We start from the raw sequence: 16,275 nt of genomic DNA on the forward strand, positions 1-16,275 counted from the left end.
GCAGGGAACCCCGGCTTGCCCATGCAGAACGACCGGCAGACTGGTTCCCGCTTGCCGCTGATCGGGACCGCCTCAGGCCTCGCCCCGCTCCCGCAGGTATCGCGTGTGATCGGCCTGCTGATGGACGTCGCCGGCGTAGAACCGCTCCGCGACCCGGTGCGCTTCGGTCTCCAGCAGCTCCAGTTGCGCGAGGAGTTCTTCCGACGCGCTCGGCTCGCCGCTCGCCCGCCTTTTGGCGGCGAACCACCACGGCAGGTTGAGGTAGGTCTGAACGGAAAGCGGCAGATCCGTCCGCGCCAGCCTGGTCACGGAATGCTGGACGTCCGGGTTGGCCGACAACCGCTTCGTCCGGGACAGCATGTCGTCGAGCACCTCGACGATCCGCCGCACACCATCCACAGAGGACTCCGGCATGCGCTGTGCCTGCGCGGTCACCTTGCCCACCAACGAGTCGAGGTCCGCGCGCAGCTGCCCGGCCTCGGCGACGGCGTCCACCGGCACCAGCCGGACCCGTTCGGGCGGCGCCAGCAGGGCGAAAACGGCGTACAGCCCGGCGACCACCACCGGCCACAGCCCGCCGACCACACCGGTCAGGTACAGCACGAGCCCGATGAGCCCGCCGACACAGCCCGCGAGGTTCTTCGTGGAGCCGAAGTACCGGATCATTGGTACCCGCGGATTTCCTGGAACACCTTGGGCAGCACGTCACCCCGCGCGTCGAACACGTTGCCGCCGGTGCGTTTCGCGACCTCGCCGAGTTCGGCGGAGTCGCCCTCGCCGAAGATCACCGTGAACACCGGGATCTGCCGCATTGGCTCCGGCAGCGACGGGAACTTCCGCTGGAAGTCCTCGAAGGTGGAGCCGCTCGCGTTCTCCCCGTCGGTCATCAGCACGATCGAGGTGAACCGGTCGGGGTCGCGCGCGACCAGCGGGCCCATGATGTCGTACGCGCGCTGGAGACTGTCGTAGATCGCCGTGCCGCCGTTCGCGTCGAGGTCTTCCGCGAACCGCTTGATCTTGTCCAACGTGGGCTGCGGATCGCCTTCCGGCACCGCGAAGGTCTCCGGGCTGCGGGGAACGGTGTCGAACGGCAGCATCGTGACCTCTTCGCGGCTGCGGAACCGGCGGTAGCGGCCGGTCAGCGAACCGTCGGCGCCGGTCAGCCCGATCAGCGCGGTGCGCAGCGACTCGATCCGGTCCCCTGCCATGGAACCGGAGGTGTCGAGCACGTACAGCGTCCGCGACGGACGCCGGATCTTGTCGAAGTAGGCGCCCAGCAACGCGTCGACCGCTTGCTGTGTCGCGGGGAACGGCAGTTCGACGAGGTCCTTCCGCGCGAACTGCTGTCCTAATGGGACTCCCGGAACGACGGGGCGGCGCTGCGTGGTCTCCATGATCTTGCGCTGCGTGTCCGGTGTGCGCAGCCGCTCGGCCAGTTTGCGGTGCGCGTCCCGCGCGTCGGAATTCGCGCTCTGCAGCAGAGTGAGCGGGTAGTCGGCGGTGACGACGCCATCGGAGGGGTACACCAGCGTCAGCGGTTCGGGGAGTTTCCCGCTCGCGTTCATCGACAGCAGGACGGACTCGTAGTTGATCAGGCCGTCGACCTTCTTGCCGGGATCCTGACCGCTCGCCCGCCGTTGGTAGGCCTCGGAAAGCCAGCCGGACGAACCCGCCGACATCGCCTGCGCGCTGAAGAACTCGGTCAGTTTCGGCGTGACGGAAGCGATCTGCTGCGCGTCGATGGCGTTGCCCGCACCCGCGAGCGCCGACGCGACCCCGACGAGGGCCGAGAACCCGGAGTTCGACGCCGACGGATCGGTCATGCCGTAGGTGAAGGCCTTCTTCCCGGCCTGCTCGGCGATCTCGCCCCAGCCCACCGGCCGCCCGGCCCAGCCGAGCCGTTGCGCCGCCGACGCGGAAAGCCCGAGCACCACCGGAGAGCTCATGATCTTCACCTGCTCGCCGAGCCTTTTCGCCGCCTCCGGAACGGCCGTGGGATAGCGGTTCGACGAGAACCAGACGGCGTCGTACTGCCCGTCCGCCTTACCGTTCGCGAGCGACTCGGTGCCTTCCAGCGTCCCGGTGAACTGGAACTTGACCTTGACCCCGGTCGCCGCCGCTTCCTGCTCCAGCAACGGTTGCAGATCCGCCAGCTCGCTTCCCGCGAGGACGCGCAGAGTGCCGGCCTCGGCCTCCCCCAGCCCCGTCGCGCCTTCCCCCGAATCGCAGGAAACCAGTGACAGCGCGCAGATCGCCGCCAGCGTGACCACCGTCCAGCGTTTCACGATGCCCCCTCGGCCGTCGCCGTCTCGTGAGACCGGCGCAGATGGTCTTCGGCCCGCCGGATCTCCCCGGACAGCGCCTCCACGGTCGCCGCCATCGTCGAGACGGCCCCCGCCTTGAACTCGTCGATCGCGTCGATACTGCGGTAGATCCGCTCGAACGACTCGCGGATCGTCGCCACCGCCACCGCCGGATCACTGCCCGCGCGCTGGATCTCGGCGCTGCGCAGCTCCAGCAGTTCGGCGTTCGCCCGGATCAGCCCGTCGGTGGTCGCCCGCACGGCCCGGACCTCGTCGAGGACGTCCTGCTGCCCGGCGAGCGCGCCGCTCACCAGCAGCGCGACCCGCAACGCCGCGACCGTGGTCGACACCGCCCGCTCGATCCCGCGGATCAGCTCGTCGTTGTTGCGCCGCACCAGATCCAGTGCCAGATAACCCTGCGCGCTCACCGCGAGCTGGGTCAGCAGGTCCTGGTGCCGCTGCCGGATCGGATGCAGCGCGTCGGCCCGCAGTGACCTGGCCCGCGCGGGATCGGTCAGGTCGAAGATCCCCACCTGCCGGTCGATCGCCGCGTCGACGGCCTCGGCGAACGCGGCCGCCTCCGACAGCTTGCCGAGCGTCCCCCACAGCCGCTCCCGCTCACCCTTGAGCGCGGCGTTGTCCCGGCGCAGGACGTCCTGCCGCGCACGCAGGTCCAGTACCAGCGCGTTCACCGGCTCGTTGGCGGCGCGGTAGCGGTCCAGCGCCTTCTTCGCGCTGCCCGCGAGCGGGATCAGCCCCATCAGCTTGCGGCCGGTGATCGGCAGTTTCGCGGGGTCGATCTCGGCCACGGTCCGCCGGAGCCCGGCCAAGCTCACCGTCGCCTGTTGTTGCGGTGACGCGATTTCCGCCAGCGCCTGCGTCGAACGGTCCAGCAGCGCACCGGCGACGGTGGCCGCCGCGCGCATGTCGGACTCGCCGACCGCGAGCAGTTCGTCCAGGACACGGGTGAACTCCGGCGATCGGACGTCGAGCGCTTCGAGCCGCGCGGCGAACTTCTCCGCGCGGCCGGCGATCTCGGCGTGGACCTCCGGGCCGAGGGTGACCAGACCGGCGGCCCGCTCGGCCGGGATCGCCTCCACCGGTTCGGGTGGAGTGAGCGTGAAATCGTCCATCAGTACTGCTTCTTCACGGCGTCGAGCAGACGCTCCAAGGTTTCGAACGACGGCGGCTCGACGGCGTCCACCAGATCCGCGGGCACCGGCGCCTTGGCCGCGGCGACGACGTCGGCGAACAACCGCGGGTCCCCGGTGCGGAAACCGAAGGTGGCGGCGAGTTTCCCCAGTTCGGGATCGGTCGCCAGCAGCCTGCCCACCTGATCGCCGTTCGGCTTCAGCGGCACGAGCGTGTGCTTGGAGTACACCGTCGGCGCCGTGTAGAGCAGGCGCATGTCCGGCCGGATCGAACCGTCCGCGCGGACCAGCCTGTCGACGAACTGCGATTCGTAGATCAGCGCCATCGGCGTCTTGCCCATTCCCGCCGCGAGGTAGTCCTCGAACGGGCCTTCGGTGGTGTTCTGCGTGTAACCCTGGTCGAGGAACAGCTTCGACACCCCGGGCAGCACCTTCGCTTCGGCCTCCGGCGTGCTGACCACGTTGTTCCCGTTGGCGACGAAGGAAACGATCGACAGGTACATCGCCGCCGAGTTCGACTCACGCGGATCCGTCGTCGTGACCAGCACGTTCTTGCGCGCCGGGAAGGCGGTGTTGCCGGGAAGCTGGTCCCAGCGCGTGCCCTTCTGCGCGAGTTCGAGGTACTTCGCGACGTCGAGCACCTGGTAGTCGCCCGCGCCCTTGCGCACGATCCCGTTGGCGGCCAGCAGGTTCACGATCGGCTCGAAGGTCGCGATCGCCATCGGCGACTGGAACGGCGTGTGCACGCCGGTCACCTTGTGGTCGCGCTGGATCCGCTGCGCGGCGGGCGACGAAGACGGGAACGCGAACTCGTACGCGCCGAGGTCCATGCTCGCGATCTGCCGCGAACCGGCGGTGTCGACGTCCACCTTCAGGCCGTGCTCGGCGAACGCGTCCGCCACCCGCTTGTCGGAGAAGAACGCGAGCTTCTCCGAACCGATGACCCCGCGCACCGTGGTCAGGCCGGTCCCCCGCGCGGTGTCGTCGTCACCGCCCCGGCCCCAGACGATCACGGCGACCACGGCCAGCAGCAGCACCACTGCCAGGCCGATCGACAGACGGCGTTTCACCGGCCCACCCCCTCGTTCACAGGCCTGATCCTTCAGCCCGTTCACCTCATTTGACGCGCGGGCGAGCCATTTCGAAGTGAACGATCGATGAACGGAAGAAGTCGTCAGTTACTGGCGAAACGTTGGGGCAGAAGGAAAATCGGCGCAGGTGCCGTCAGATCACCGACTGCTCCGAGACCGGCAGACAGACGGTGAACCGCGTGTCACCGGGCTCCGAGTCGACCCGGAGGTCGCCCTGATGCCGTTCGACGACGATGCGCCAGGAGATGTCCAGACCGAGCCCGGTCCCCTGGCCGACCGGTTTCGTGGTGAAGAACGGCTCGAAGATCCGCTGCCGGATCTCCGCCGGGATACCCGGCCCGGTGTCACCGATCTCGACGTGCACGTGATCGTTCACCCGCGACGTCCGCAGGGTCAGTGTGCCTTCGGAGCCCATGGCGCCGAGCGCGTTGTCGATGACGTTCGTCCACACCTGGTTCAGTTCCGCCGCGTACGCCGGGATCCTCGGCATCTCGTGGTCGTACTCCTTCACGACGCGGATCCCGGGCGTGATCTTGCCCGCGAGCATCACGAGGGTGGAGTCGAGCCCTTCGTGGACGTCGATCCACTGGTGCGGCGCGCGGTCCATTTGGGAGTACTGCTTGGCTTTGCCGACCAGCACCGAGATCCGGGTCGTCGAATCCTCGATCTCGCCCATCAGCATCTCGGTCTCGAGCGCGTACGCCAGCCAGCGGACGGCGCCGTCGAGGAAGGTCTCCCCGACCGAGTCGAGCAGCCGGTCCAGATCGGGCACGGTCAGGCCCGCGCGGACGTAGATGTCGGCGAGGTCCCAGCCCTGGTCGATGCCGTGGTCGTCGAACCAGTCGCCGATCTCGTCCTCGCGGTCGGACTGCTGCATCGCGGTCAGTTTCGGCGCCGAGGCGACCTGCTTGACCAGCTGCTCCTGGATCTCGAGCAACTGCTCCAGCAACGTCGGGTCGACGTTCTTCTTCGCCAGCATCGCGAGTTTGTGCCGCATCCCGGCGACCCGCTCCCGCAGCGCCGCCGTCGCGCGCACGGCGGCCGCGGCGGGGTTGTTGAGCTCGTGGGTCAGCCCGGCGGACAGCTCGCCGAGCGCGAGCAGGCGCCGCCGCGAGCCGATCACCGTGTCGCTGTTGCGCCAGCCGAGGTACATGCCCTCCAGCAGATGCGTCGCCATCGGGAACCAGCGGCGGAACTCGGTGGCGAACTCGGCCGCGGGCAGCGTCAGGAAAGTGAGGTCGCTGACCGCGTGCACCGAAGCGCCGTAGTGGTGTTCGTTCTCCTGATGCACGAAGAACTGTGTCGCGCCGCAGTACGCGCCACGCTGGTCGGAGCGGATCGTCTCGACCTCGGTGCCGCCTACGAGCCGCGTCATCCGCAGCGCGCCGGACAGTAGGAGATAGAAGCAGGTGGCCGGATCGCCCTCACGCATGATCGTGGTGCCGCCGGTGTACTGCTCGAGGACGGCGTGCTCGTCGATCCAGTCCAGCTGTTCCTCGCTGAGGTGCTCGAAAAGGAAGAGCCCGCGCAGTTCCTCCCTGGGCAGAACGCTCATTGCTCCTCCAAGTACCGGTGAACCAGGGTGACCGCCATGGCGCCTTCGCCGACGGCCGACGCGACGCGCTTCACCGAAGCGGCGCGGACGTCTCCCGCCACGAACACCCCGGGGACGGAAGACTCGAGGTAGTGCGGGTCGCGGTCGAGCGGCCAGCCCGGCGGCCGGTCGCCTTCGGTCAGCAGATCGGGGCCCGTCCGCACGAAACCGTGGTCGTCGCGCTGGATCTCCGTGCCGAGCCAGTCGGTGCGCGGTGCCGCGCCGATGAAGATGAACAGGTGGCCGGTGGGCACGGTCTCGGTCGCGCCGCCGTTCTCGCACAGGGTCAGCGATTCGAGGTGGTCGTCGCCGTGCGCTTCGACCACGGTGGTCCGCGTGCGGACGTGGATGTTCCCGATGCCGGCGATCTGCTCGATCAGGTAGTGCGACATCGACGCTTCGAGCGACTGGCCGCGGACGAGGATGGTGACCTCGGCGGCGTGCTTGGAGAAGAACACCGCCGCCTGGCCCGCCGAGTTCGCGCCGCCGACGATGTAGACGTGCTCGCCCTTGCACTCGGGCGCTTCGGTGGCGGCCGAGCCGTAGTAGACGCCGCGGCCGGCGAGCTCGGCGATGCCCTTGGCCTCCAAGGCGCGGTAGGTGACGCCGCTGGCCAGCACCACGGAATGCGCGGCGATCTCGGTCCCGTCGCCGAACAGCACGACCCGCGCCGAACCGCGCGCCTCCAGGCCCACGACGTCGCGCGTGGTCAGCACCTCGGCGCCGAACTTCAACGCCTGCCGCCGCGCGCGGTCGGTGAGCTGCGCGCCGGAAACGCCGTCCGGGAAGCCGAGGTAGTTCTCGATCCGGGAGCTGGTGCCCGCCTGCCCGCCGGTCGCCTTGCGCTCGACGATCACCGTCCGCAGCCCCTCCGACGCGCCGTACACGGCCGCCCCGAGCCCGGCTGGCCCGCCGCCGATCACGATCAGGTCGTAGAACTCCTGCGCGGGGCGCGTGGACAGGCCGACGGCGTCGGCGAGTTCCGGTCCGGACGGCTGGCGCAGCACCGTCCCGTCCGGCGTGACCAGCACCGGGATGTCGTGCGGCGCGGCGTCCGCGGCCTCCAGGATCCGGCGGCCTTCGTCGTCGTCGACCGAGTACCAGCGATACGGCACGGCGTTGCGCGCCAGGAAGTCGCGCAGGTGGAACGACGGCGAGGAATACCGGTGGCCGATGAGCTTGATCTCGTCGACCGGCCGCTCCCCCACCGCGCGCCAGGTCTCGACCAGCGCGTCGATGACCGGGTAGAGCTTCTCCTCCGGCGGGTCCCACGGCTTGAGCAGGTAGTGGTCGACGTCGACGACGTTGATCGCCTGGATCGCGGCGTCGGTGTCGGCGTACGCGGTCAGCAGCGCGCGGCGGGCGTTCGGGAACAGGTCCATCGCCTTCTCGAGGAAGACGATGCCGTCCATCTGCGGCATCCGGTAGTCGGCGAGGATCGCGGCCACGGCGTCGCCGCGCAGCTTGATCTCGCGCAGCGCTTCGAGCGCGTCGGCCCCGGAATCGGCCCGGATGATCCGGTAGTCCTTTCCGTACCGTCTGCGCAGGTCGCGGGCGACCGAACGGGATACGGCGGGATCGTCGTCGACGGTCAACAGGATCGGCTGGCTCACCGGATCAGCCTACGTCCTATTACGTTCGGGTCATGCTGGCCGAAGCCGAACAAGTGATCCACGACCGTGCCGTCGTCGCGTGCGAAGCGGCCACCGTGGCGGGACTCCCCGGCTCCTTCGAGGCGTGGCGCGAAGACGGTCTGCTCGCGGTTCTGGCCACGGCTCCGGAGTTGCGGTTCCTGCGCACGATCTCCGGCGTCACCGAGGTGAACCTGACACAGGCCGTCCGGCTCGCCGGGTCGTCGTGCTGGGAAGGTGACCGGCCGGCGCTCGTGCTCCCGGCGGGCCTGGTGCCGCACGACAGCGGTCTCGTCCCCGACGGCGTCCGTCCGATCGCGACCCTCCCGCTCACGAAGTTCCCTCCGGTGGAGGCGGACATCGACGACTCACCCGACGTCGGCGTCTTCCTCCGCATCCTGCTCGAAGGCTACGAAAGCGGCGGCGCCGTGACGGCGTTCATGGCCGCCGAACACGCCGATCCGCGGCTCCGGCGGTCGCTCTTGATCGAGGACGGCGTGCCGATCTCCGCCGCGGCCCTGAGCTCGCACGGTCCTGGCGTCCTCCTCGGCGGCTCGGCCACGCCGCGGGCCCACCGCGGCAAGGGCGCGCAGGCACGGCTGCTGGCGCACGGTCTCGCCGCGGCCGCCCGCGAAGGGCACCGCTTCGCCGTCGCGACCGCTGTCGAGGGCTCGCCGAGCCTGTCGAACCTGCGCCGCGCCGGAGCCGAGGTTTACGCGAGGCAGGCCTGGCGGTGATCAGGCGCTTTGAGCGAGTTTCCGCAGGCGGAACGCCAGGACGAGCAGCATCACGCCGTACAGCAGGGCGTAGATCCCGACCAGCAGCGCGATCCCGTAGGCGCCGGCCAGCGGGTTGAACACGATCACGATGCCCGCGATCAGCGAGAGCGCGCCCGCCGCGATGAGGAAGGCCTCGCCCTCGATCTGCTTGCGCAGCCGGATCGCGGCGACGATCTCGACGATGCCGGTGAAGATCGCCCAGAAACCGACCAGGAAGGCCAGCACCAGCACGGTGATCCCCGGCCAGAGCAGGACCAGGACACCGGCGATGATGCCGAAGGCGCCGAGGATTCCGTACGCGGCGCGATGGGCGGCGTCGCCCGGCCGGAAGGCCTGCATCAGGCCTCCGATGCCGTCAATGATCGCGTAAATGCCGTAGATGATCGCGAGGGCCAGGACGGTGGCTCCCGGCCAGATCAGCGCGAGCACGCCGAACAGGATGGCGAAAACCCCGCGGACGGCGGCGAGCGGCCAGGCCAGGCGGGGTTCGACGACGGTGAGACCGGCGAGAGGCATGCCCCGAGTATCGAAGCGCCGGACGGAGACCGCGCGGCACACCACTCGTCAGGGTGAAGGCCGGTGCGCGCCGCGACCGCCATCACGGCGCGCACCGGGGTCCATCAGGGATACGCGACGAGGTTCGCCACGGTCGATCCCGAGTTGGCCGGTCCGCCGCGGTCGTTGACGACCCGGCTGATGGTCCCGTTCCCGCCGAGGGAGACGGCGACCATGCTGCGGAACCGGACGTTCGGATTGTTCGGCGCTTCGATCGCGCGATCGGCGACCACGCTCGGGTTCACGTTGAAGTAGCAGTAACTCCCGAGCCCGTACGCCTCGTGGTTCGTCACCGAGTTCGCCACCTTGTAGGCCGCGTAACCCCGCGTCGACCCGTTCATCCAGGAGGCCTGATTCGGTGGGTCGTAAGGCATTTCGTTCTGGTAGAAGTACGTCCGGCCGCGGTTGCCGTTCCAGATCGTCTGGTACTTCTGGTAATGCTCGACGAACAGGCCGTACATCGTGACATCGTCACCGTTGACGATCAGGCCGGTGTCGGCGGTGTTGGTGTTCCACCCGACCCCGTTGCCGTGGTCGGCGCGCCAGATCCAGAGATGGTCGCCGATGACGTCGTCACTGTTGACCACCAGGCTGTTGGTGGCCTTGCCCACGCCCGCGCCGCCGATGCGGAAGAACACGTCGTGCAGCGAAGTCGGGTTCGCCGCGTGGTCCTGGGCGGAGTTGGCCGGGCCGACCTCCATCAGCGTGTTCGAGTTCGTGGTGCCCGCGTCGATCAGCACGCCGGCGACCTTGACGCCGTCGACGTCGGCCACCGTCATCGCGGTGATGCCGTTGTCCGGGATCAGCGTGGCCAGGCCGAGGCCGAGCACGACGGTGTCCGGCCGCGTCACGCGCAGCGTCTCGTTCAGGTGGTAGACGCCCGGCGTGATCAGGAGATCCTTGCCCTCGGCGAGCGCCGCGTTGATCTGCGAAGCCGTCGTGCCGGGCTTCGCGATGAAGAACCGGCTGATCGGCAGCGAGGCCCCCGGCTGGTTGGCGCCCCACGTGATGCCCGAGGCGTTGGTGCGCGTGGAGGGCACGAAGACCTGGTACGCGCCGGCGTTGTCGACGTAGAGGAACGGCTTCTCGCGAACCACCGGCGTCGTGTTCACCGTGGTGTACGGCGGATTCGGGAAACTGGTGGACGGCGCGCCGTTGACCCCGGCGAACACCATGTTCCAGTTGGAGCCGCTCCAGCTGCCGAACTGCGAGTTGCGCGAGATCCACTGCTGCTGCGAGCCGGACCGGACCTGGCCGTCGACCTTGACGTCGGACATCCAGCCGCCACTTGACCAGCCGCCGTCGTCGAGCTGCAGGTTGCCGCGGACATGCATCCGGCGGTAGGGCGCGGCCTGCGAAACGGCCCAGCGGTCGGTGCCGCCCGCGGGGTTGACGGAGAGATTTTCCGCGCCACGCCAGAAGTTCTGCGTCGCGTTCCCCTGGAACCAGTCGGCCTCCGCGTGCACCGCGCCGTTGATCGTCACGTTGTCCGGCGACAACCCGAGCCCGAGCACCTGCGTGTAGAACCCGACGTTGACGTCGACGTTGTACGAACCCGGTTTGAACAGCAGCGCCTTCCGGTTCGAGCCGAACTGGCTGGTCTCCTGCTGCGAGAAGACGCTGTTGACCTGGGACTGGATCGCCGACTGAGCCATACCGGGGTCGAAGACGAGCACGTTCGGCCCGAGGTCGGGGTTGGCGGTGCCGGTGACCGGCGTGAGCCGGAAGGACTGCGCGCCGGAGCCGTTGCACGCGTACTGCTGCAGCTGAACACTGTCCTGAGTGGAGAGACCCGGAAGGTCCAGGCACTTACCGCTGTTGCGGCTGACGAAGTGGTACGCGCCACCGGCTTCCTCGACCGGCTGCCACTGCTGGTTGTTCCCGCCGCCGTAAGTCCACAGATGGATCAGCCCGCCATCGGACGTCGACACGTCGGCGACGTCCCACACCTGCGCCGGGTTGTTGCGCGTGTTGACCCGGTAGTAGCCGCCCGAGGTCGGCTGGAACTGCCACTGCTGGGAAAAGGTCTGGTTGCAGGCGTACTGCTGGACGACCGTCCCGTTCGCCGACCCGGCGGCCCGCGCGTCCACGCATTTCCCGCTGCCGGCCGTCACCGTGTACCAGGTATCGGGAACGATGGCCGCCTGCGCCGCCGGAGCCACCACTATCAGCGCTCCGACCAGCGAAAACAGGGCTATCAAGGCTGCTCTGGCCCTCATCAGGACCTCCTCCGCGTCATGGGGCAGGGCGAGCTGAGGTGAAGCCCAGTGGAGACGCGGCGTAGCGGGCGGGGACCTCGGCGTCACGATGGTCGAAAACGTAACGGCGGTCACACGCGGAGTCAATACACGTCTAAAAATAAGTCTCAAAGATGCAGGTCAGTGCCGCTTCCGGCGATCGAGACCACCGAGAGCGACCCCCTCGCGAACGGCCCGCGCGGGCGGTGTAATGTATGGACACACGAGATGCGGAGTACAACTTCGCTCCGGGGCTATGGCGCAGCTGGTAGCGCACCTCACTGGCAGTGAGGGGGTCAGGGGTTCGAGTCCCCTTAGCTCCACAGTGACGAAACACCGCCCACCTCGCAAGTTTGCTGAGGTAGGGCGGTTTTTTCGTTGAGCCTCACTCTGAGAAACGCCCTACCGAACTTCAGCTACCGTTCAGTAACTGGGGCAGAGCCATGACCCCGTTTCAAACGGGGTCACCAAAACTGCCCCATCCGGGCCACCCTTCCGGGTAGTCCTGCAGCGATTTCTTCGGCGACCTCTTCAGGTCACCACACCGCAGGCAAGCGATCCCATCACGACGCTGGCGTGGCTCCCCCGTTGACCAGGCGTGAATTGTCGGTGCCCGATGACATGATCGATCCGCCCGAGACTTCCTCGGGCTGGGTGGATACCCAGCCGGGGTGGCGTTCGCATGACAGCGCTGCCCGGCATCCACCCACCTCGGGTTCCTGCTAGCCGTAGACGCCGGTAAACCTCCAGCCAGCGGGCAGTACCAGCAGGTGACGTCACGCTGCTCCACCAGTCCGTCGTGACGGCAAGTCCACAACTACCCAGACGAGCGTGCGTCTGACAACGAAATGCGGTCAGGCAAGCCCAATCATGGGAGGCTTGATAGCGAGCGCGCTATCGTTCGAAGGTTGCTCAGGCCATACGGCCAGATACATAAGGGAGGTGGGAGTAGATGGCTACGGCAGATCAGGTAAAGGCGCTGGTCAGGAGCCATGGGGAGGGTGACGATACTCGCTTCTACTCCGTTGCCCTGCAGGTTGCTGCCGGTGCGGCGCGGGTCGGGCACGGCCGATTCGCCCAAGAACTGAAGTCGCTGGTCGATTCGTTGCGTCAGCAGTCCGCCACTTCTAGCGCGCTGGGCAAGCTGGTTGCCGTCGCGCAGCCCCGAGGCGAACTCGCCCAGCTGCTTAGCGTGAGTTATCCGCAACTTGGACTCGCCGACCTGTCCCTGGACCTGCATGTGCTCCAACGGCTGGAGCGGGTGTTCCTTGAGCAACGTCAAGCCGATCGCCTCCGTTCACATGGTTTCCAGCCCGTCCGACGTCTCCTACTTACAGGAGCGCCAGGGACTGGCAAGACGATGTCTGCGAAGGTACTTGCCGGCGAATTGCGACTTCCGTTATTCGTGATCCGCCTGGACGGCCTGATCACCAAATTTATGGGCGAAACAGCGGCCAAACTCCGGCTGATCTTCGATGCCTTGTCCGAAACCCGCGGCGTCTACTTATTCGATGAGGTCGACGCCCTGGCTGGCGAACGTGCCCACGGCAACGACGTGGGTGAGATACGGCGAGTCCTCAACTCGTTCCTGCAGTTCCTCGAGCAGGACAGTTCCGAGAGCCTGTTAGTGGCGGCCACTAACCACCCGCAACTCCTCGATCGCGCTATCTTCCGTCGGTTCGACGCCGTAGTCGACTACCCCCTGCCTGAGCCCGCCGTGGCCCGCCGCGTGATCAAGAGCCGCCTGGCCGGCGTGGAGCTCGGAAGGCTGAACTGGGTGAATATCGATCAAGCTGCAGCCGGGCTCAGTCAAGGTGAGATCACAGTGGCCGCCGAACTCGCCGCGAAGGACGCGATATTGTCCGACGGCGGGCCCGTAACCTCGACAGCACTGTGCGAAGCGCTTCGGGGCCGAAAGGTCGATCACACTCGCTGAGGATAGGTCGTATGGCACCGCGGAACAAAGCACACCTCATCCTTCCCACCCGGCGCTCGACATTCGAATATGGCCCGGTCGGAGGCGGCGGAGACGGTCGTGCACTTCCAGCGCCGCAGGATCGGCGCGCTCACGGCGCCACGATCCGGAACACCCTGGAATCGGCGGAGCGCGATGCCCGCACCCGGCGCGCGAAGAGACAACCTATCGTCGCCGACGCTATACCTGGCACTTACGTCGCCTTCGAAAGCTTCCCCGGGATCGAGCTCGCTCTCGAGAGCCTCGATCCGCGCATCGGGAGGACGCATCCAGAGTTACGCGCCGTCCGGACCGATCAGATCAACGGCGAGCCCGTCGAGATGGCCACAGTCTTCGTTCCTGACGGCACGATGAAGTATTTCCTCGACCGCCTGGACAAGTACCTTGAAACGGCGGATGAAGCGACAACTGCAGGCAGCAATCTCGTCGATCGCATCAACGCGGTCCACATCGCGACCGTCCAGGCTCTATGGACCGATGCCCTCGCAGAATTCCCGGATCCGGCGGCCACGGTGTGGTGGGAAGTGTGGCTCCGCCGACGCGACGGGAACGAACTAGACAGACTGCGTACCTACGCAAACGCGGTCGACCTAAAGGTTGGACGCAGAGCGCTCGGATTCGACAGTCGCACGGTCGTGCTCGTCCATGCGTCGGTGGAACAGCTTGCCGGCGCGATCGACGTCCTCGACGACATAGCCGAGTTCCGCCACCCCCACGACCCAGCCCAGTTCCTGGCGAACGAGGAAGCCGCAACGCAGAACGAGTTCGTGCAGGATCTAGCACAACGGGTTACCACTGCCGACGCTTCCGCACCTACTGTCTGTGTGGTCGACACCGGCGTCCACCGCACACATGCCCTCCTGGCCGGCTCTCTGCCCATCGAGGACTGCCACACTGCGGACCCGACGTGGCCAACCGGACTTGACGACGACGGCCATGGCACGAAAATGGCAGGCCTCGCGCTCTACGGCGACCTCGCCGAGTCGATGAAAGACACCGGTCCGGTCCACTTGCGCCACAGACTGGAATCACTGAAACTCCTGCCGCCGCGAGGCCAGACCAACGACCCCGAGCTCTACGGAGCTATCACAGCGTCAGGCACCTCCGCAGTCGAAATCGGCACACCGGACCGCCACCGGGTCTATTCGATGGCCATCACCGCCACTACTTCTGAGCAGTCTCCGGCAGAACCTGCCGAGATCGCGTTGGGGAAGCCGACATCGTGGTCGGCGAGCCTCGACGCGCTGGCCGCCGGGCGCGGCGTTATTGATGACGATTCGGGCATCGCGTTCCTGGGGCCTGCCGAAACCGATGCACACCGGCTCTTCGCAGTTTCCGCTGGCAACGTGTACAACTACGACCATGACCACCTGACTCGCAGCGACACCGAACCCGCGCAAGACCCCGCGCAGGCATGGAATGTACTGACCGTTGGTGCCTTCACCGACCATGACTCGCTAGCGCACGCGCCCGAGGAATACCAAGGATGGAGCCCGCTGGCACCACGCGGCGAGTTGTCGCCGTTCAGTCGTACTTCGGTCGCGTTCAGCTCAAAGTGGCCGATCAAACCCGAGATCGTCCTGGAGGGCGGCAATCTCGCGCGGTCCCCGAGCGGCGCGGAGATTCATTCCCTCCGCGCACTGGATCTACTTACGACACGCTCGCCAACGGCTTTTGAGACGACCGGCAGCAGCCAGTCGCTGGCCACCGCGAACGCGACCAGTGCGGCCACCGCGCAAGCAGCACGAATGGCCGCGCAGATCATGGCCGAGTACCCCTCGCTCTGGCCAGAGGCGGTACGAGCTTTGATCGTGCATTCTGCCGAGTGGACTCCCGCGATGCAGGCACACTTCGACGCCAAGTCGGGGAAGCGTGACAAGCGGACCGTACTGCGCCGTTACGGAATGGGTGTCCCGGACCTCTTGCGCGCGACGCGCAGTGCCAGCGACGCACTGACCCTCATCGCTCAGGACACCATCACCCCGTTCGAAAAAGGCACGATGAGGGAGATCCACTTCCACGACCTGCCCTGGCCTGCTGACGTCCTCGCCGATCTCGGTGGTATCGATGTTCGCCTGCGAGTGACGCTGTCTTACTTTATCGAACCCAACCCGGCGAGGAGGGGATGGAATGGCCGCTACAGCTACGCGTCTCACGGCCTGCGGTTCGACGTACGGCGTCCGACCGAGTCCAACGACGAGTTCCACAAGCGTCTCAATACGAAAGCGCTAGAGGAGGAAGAGAAACGACCGACGTCGGCTGACGAACCCGGCGCCTGGGTCTTCGGCTCGGAGTTGCAGAAGTCTTCGGGATCGCTGCATACCGATATTTGGACTGGGACCGCAGCGGACCTAGCGCAGCGCGGGGCGCTCGCGGTGTACCCAGTCGGCGGCTGGTGGAAGGACAGGTCATCCCGTCACGACGACTGTCACGACTCCCGCTATGCCTTCATCGTGTCCATCGACACTCCCGGCGTCGAAGCTGATGTGTGGACACCTGTAGCGCAACAGATCGAGGTACCGATCGTTATCGGCACGTAAGCCCTCTAAGGACAGGATGGCGGTGCGGATCGTCCTGAGGCTGGAGTCGTTCATGGCGAGATCGTGATCGTTGATGACGGGTTGTTCCCGTGCCTCGATGAACACCGGCAACGGTATCCGCCCGCGATCCTCTCGGCAGTTGCCTACTCCTGGCGGCCAGTTTCTGGTCACGATGGCCTCTGCGGTACTGGCGGACAGGCCGCAGCGCCTGTGGCCGGTGGCCGGTGGCACGACGACGGTGATCTCCACGGTAGCCGTCGCCTTCGGCGAAGGATAAATTCACGCGCTGGAAGTCGCCGACCGGCACGGTGCAGTACCGGCTGGCCAGTGCCACGCTACCGGCGTCGCGCGCGATGACGGTGTAGGTGATGGCATACCCGGGCAGAAAATCGATCCGTCCCTGGTCGCGGAGTCCGCAG

11 protein-coding genes and 1 tRNA gene are annotated in these 16,275 nt (G+C 67.2%); 4 read left to right on the plus strand and 8 right to left on the minus strand.

The annotated features are described in order from the left end of the window. Positions 1-72 precede the first annotated feature (72 nt). The 6 genes from ACLJRM_RS28880 to ACLJRM_RS28905 form a co-directional block, all read right to left on the minus strand. Complete coding sequence (locus tag ACLJRM_RS28880) at positions 73-666, minus strand: hypothetical protein (protein ID WP_101612924.1); 594 nt, start codon at positions 664-666, stop codon at positions 73-75. Further along, the gene (locus tag ACLJRM_RS28885) at positions 663-2,285 is read right to left on the minus strand and encodes a hypothetical protein (protein ID WP_410664832.1); all 1,623 of its coding nucleotides are present in this window, start codon (positions 2,283-2,285) and stop codon (positions 663-665) included. The genes ACLJRM_RS28880 and ACLJRM_RS28885 overlap by 4 nt, the downstream gene beginning before the upstream one ends. Beyond that, positions 2,282-3,436 (minus strand): toxic anion resistance protein, encoded by a 1,155-nt coding sequence (locus ACLJRM_RS28890; RefSeq protein ID WP_410664833.1) that lies wholly within the window; start codon positions 3,434-3,436, stop codon positions 2,282-2,284. The genes ACLJRM_RS28885 and ACLJRM_RS28890 overlap by 4 nt, the downstream gene beginning before the upstream one ends. After that, entirely contained in the window at positions 3,436-4,524 is a 1,089-nt protein-coding gene (locus tag ACLJRM_RS28895) for a hypothetical protein (protein ID WP_101612921.1), read from the minus strand. The genes ACLJRM_RS28890 and ACLJRM_RS28895 overlap by 1 nt, the downstream gene beginning before the upstream one ends. Before the next feature lie 154 nt (positions 4,525-4,678). Beyond that, a complete protein-coding gene (locus tag ACLJRM_RS28900) occupies positions 4,679-6,100 on the minus strand; it encodes an ATP-binding protein (RefSeq protein WP_101612920.1) in 1,422 nt (473 codons plus the stop codon). Continuing rightward, a complete protein-coding gene (locus tag ACLJRM_RS28905) occupies positions 6,097-7,752 on the minus strand; it encodes an FAD-dependent oxidoreductase (RefSeq protein WP_101612919.1) in 1,656 nt (551 codons plus the stop codon). Before ACLJRM_RS28905 ends, ACLJRM_RS28900 begins: the two co-directional genes overlap by 4 nt. 32 nt (positions 7,753-7,784) lie before the next feature. On the opposite strand from ACLJRM_RS28905, the gene ACLJRM_RS28910 reads away from it, so the two are divergent. Further along, complete coding sequence (locus ACLJRM_RS28910; protein WP_410664834.1) at positions 7,785-8,507, plus strand: hypothetical protein; 723 nt, start codon at positions 7,785-7,787, stop codon at positions 8,505-8,507. Here ACLJRM_RS28910 and ACLJRM_RS28915 read toward each other — a convergent pair whose 3' ends face one another. After that, positions 8,508-9,065, minus strand: coding sequence for an HdeD family acid-resistance protein (locus ACLJRM_RS28915; RefSeq protein ID WP_410664835.1), 558 nt, complete (start codon positions 9,063-9,065; stop codon positions 8,508-8,510). 104 nt (positions 9,066-9,169) lie between these two features. Beyond that, on the minus strand, positions 9,170-11,323 hold the full coding sequence (locus ACLJRM_RS28920) for an RICIN domain-containing protein (protein ID WP_410664836.1): 2,154 nt from the start codon (positions 11,321-11,323) through the stop codon (positions 9,170-9,172). Between the two features lie 268 nt (positions 11,324-11,591). On the opposite strand from ACLJRM_RS28920, the gene ACLJRM_RS28925 reads away from it, so the two are divergent. The 3 genes from ACLJRM_RS28925 (at position 11,592) to ACLJRM_RS28935 (ending at position 15,856) form a co-directional block, all read left to right on the plus strand. Beyond that, positions 11,592-11,664: transfer RNA gene (locus ACLJRM_RS28925), tRNA-Ala, on the plus strand. Positions 11,665-12,293: 629 nt separating this feature from the next. Next, positions 12,294-13,277, plus strand: coding sequence for an AAA family ATPase (locus ACLJRM_RS28930; protein WP_410664837.1), 984 nt, complete (start codon positions 12,294-12,296; stop codon positions 13,275-13,277). 11 nt (positions 13,278-13,288) lie between these two features. Continuing rightward, positions 13,289-15,856, plus strand: coding sequence for a S8 family peptidase (locus ACLJRM_RS28935; RefSeq protein ID WP_410664838.1), 2,568 nt, complete (start codon positions 13,289-13,291; stop codon positions 15,854-15,856). Positions 15,857-16,275 lie beyond the last annotated feature (419 nt).

The organism is Amycolatopsis sp. lyj-84 (genome assembly GCF_046549075.1).
Classification (GTDB): domain Bacteria; phylum Actinomycetota; class Actinomycetes; order Mycobacteriales; family Pseudonocardiaceae; genus Amycolatopsis.

Excerpts from the sequence above, each read along its gene's own strand:
- ACLJRM_RS28880 (WP_101612924.1), bottom strand. The coding sequence starts at position 666 with ATGATCCGGTACTTCGGCTCCACGAAGAACCTCGCGGGCTGTGTCGGC.
- ACLJRM_RS28890 (WP_410664833.1), bottom strand. The coding sequence starts at position 3,436 with ATGGACGATTTCACGCTCACTCCACCCGAACCGGTGGAGGCGATCCCG.
- ACLJRM_RS28900 (WP_101612920.1), bottom strand. The coding sequence starts at position 6,100 with ATGAGCGTTCTGCCCAGGGAGGAACTGCGCGGGCTCTTCCTTTTCGAG.
- ACLJRM_RS28910 (WP_410664834.1), top strand. The coding sequence starts at position 7,785 with ATGCTGGCCGAAGCCGAACAAGTGATCCACGACCGTGCCGTCGTCGCG.
- ACLJRM_RS28915 (WP_410664835.1), bottom strand. The coding sequence starts at position 9,065 with ATGCCTCTCGCCGGTCTCACCGTCGTCGAACCCCGCCTGGCCTGGCCG.
- ACLJRM_RS28920 (WP_410664836.1), bottom strand. The coding sequence starts at position 11,323 with ATGAGGGCCAGAGCAGCCTTGATAGCCCTGTTTTCGCTGGTCGGAGCG.
- ACLJRM_RS28930 (WP_410664837.1), top strand. The coding sequence starts at position 12,294 with ATGGCTACGGCAGATCAGGTAAAGGCGCTGGTCAGGAGCCATGGGGAG.
- ACLJRM_RS28935 (WP_410664838.1), top strand. The coding sequence starts at position 13,289 with ATGGCACCGCGGAACAAAGCACACCTCATCCTTCCCACCCGGCGCTCG.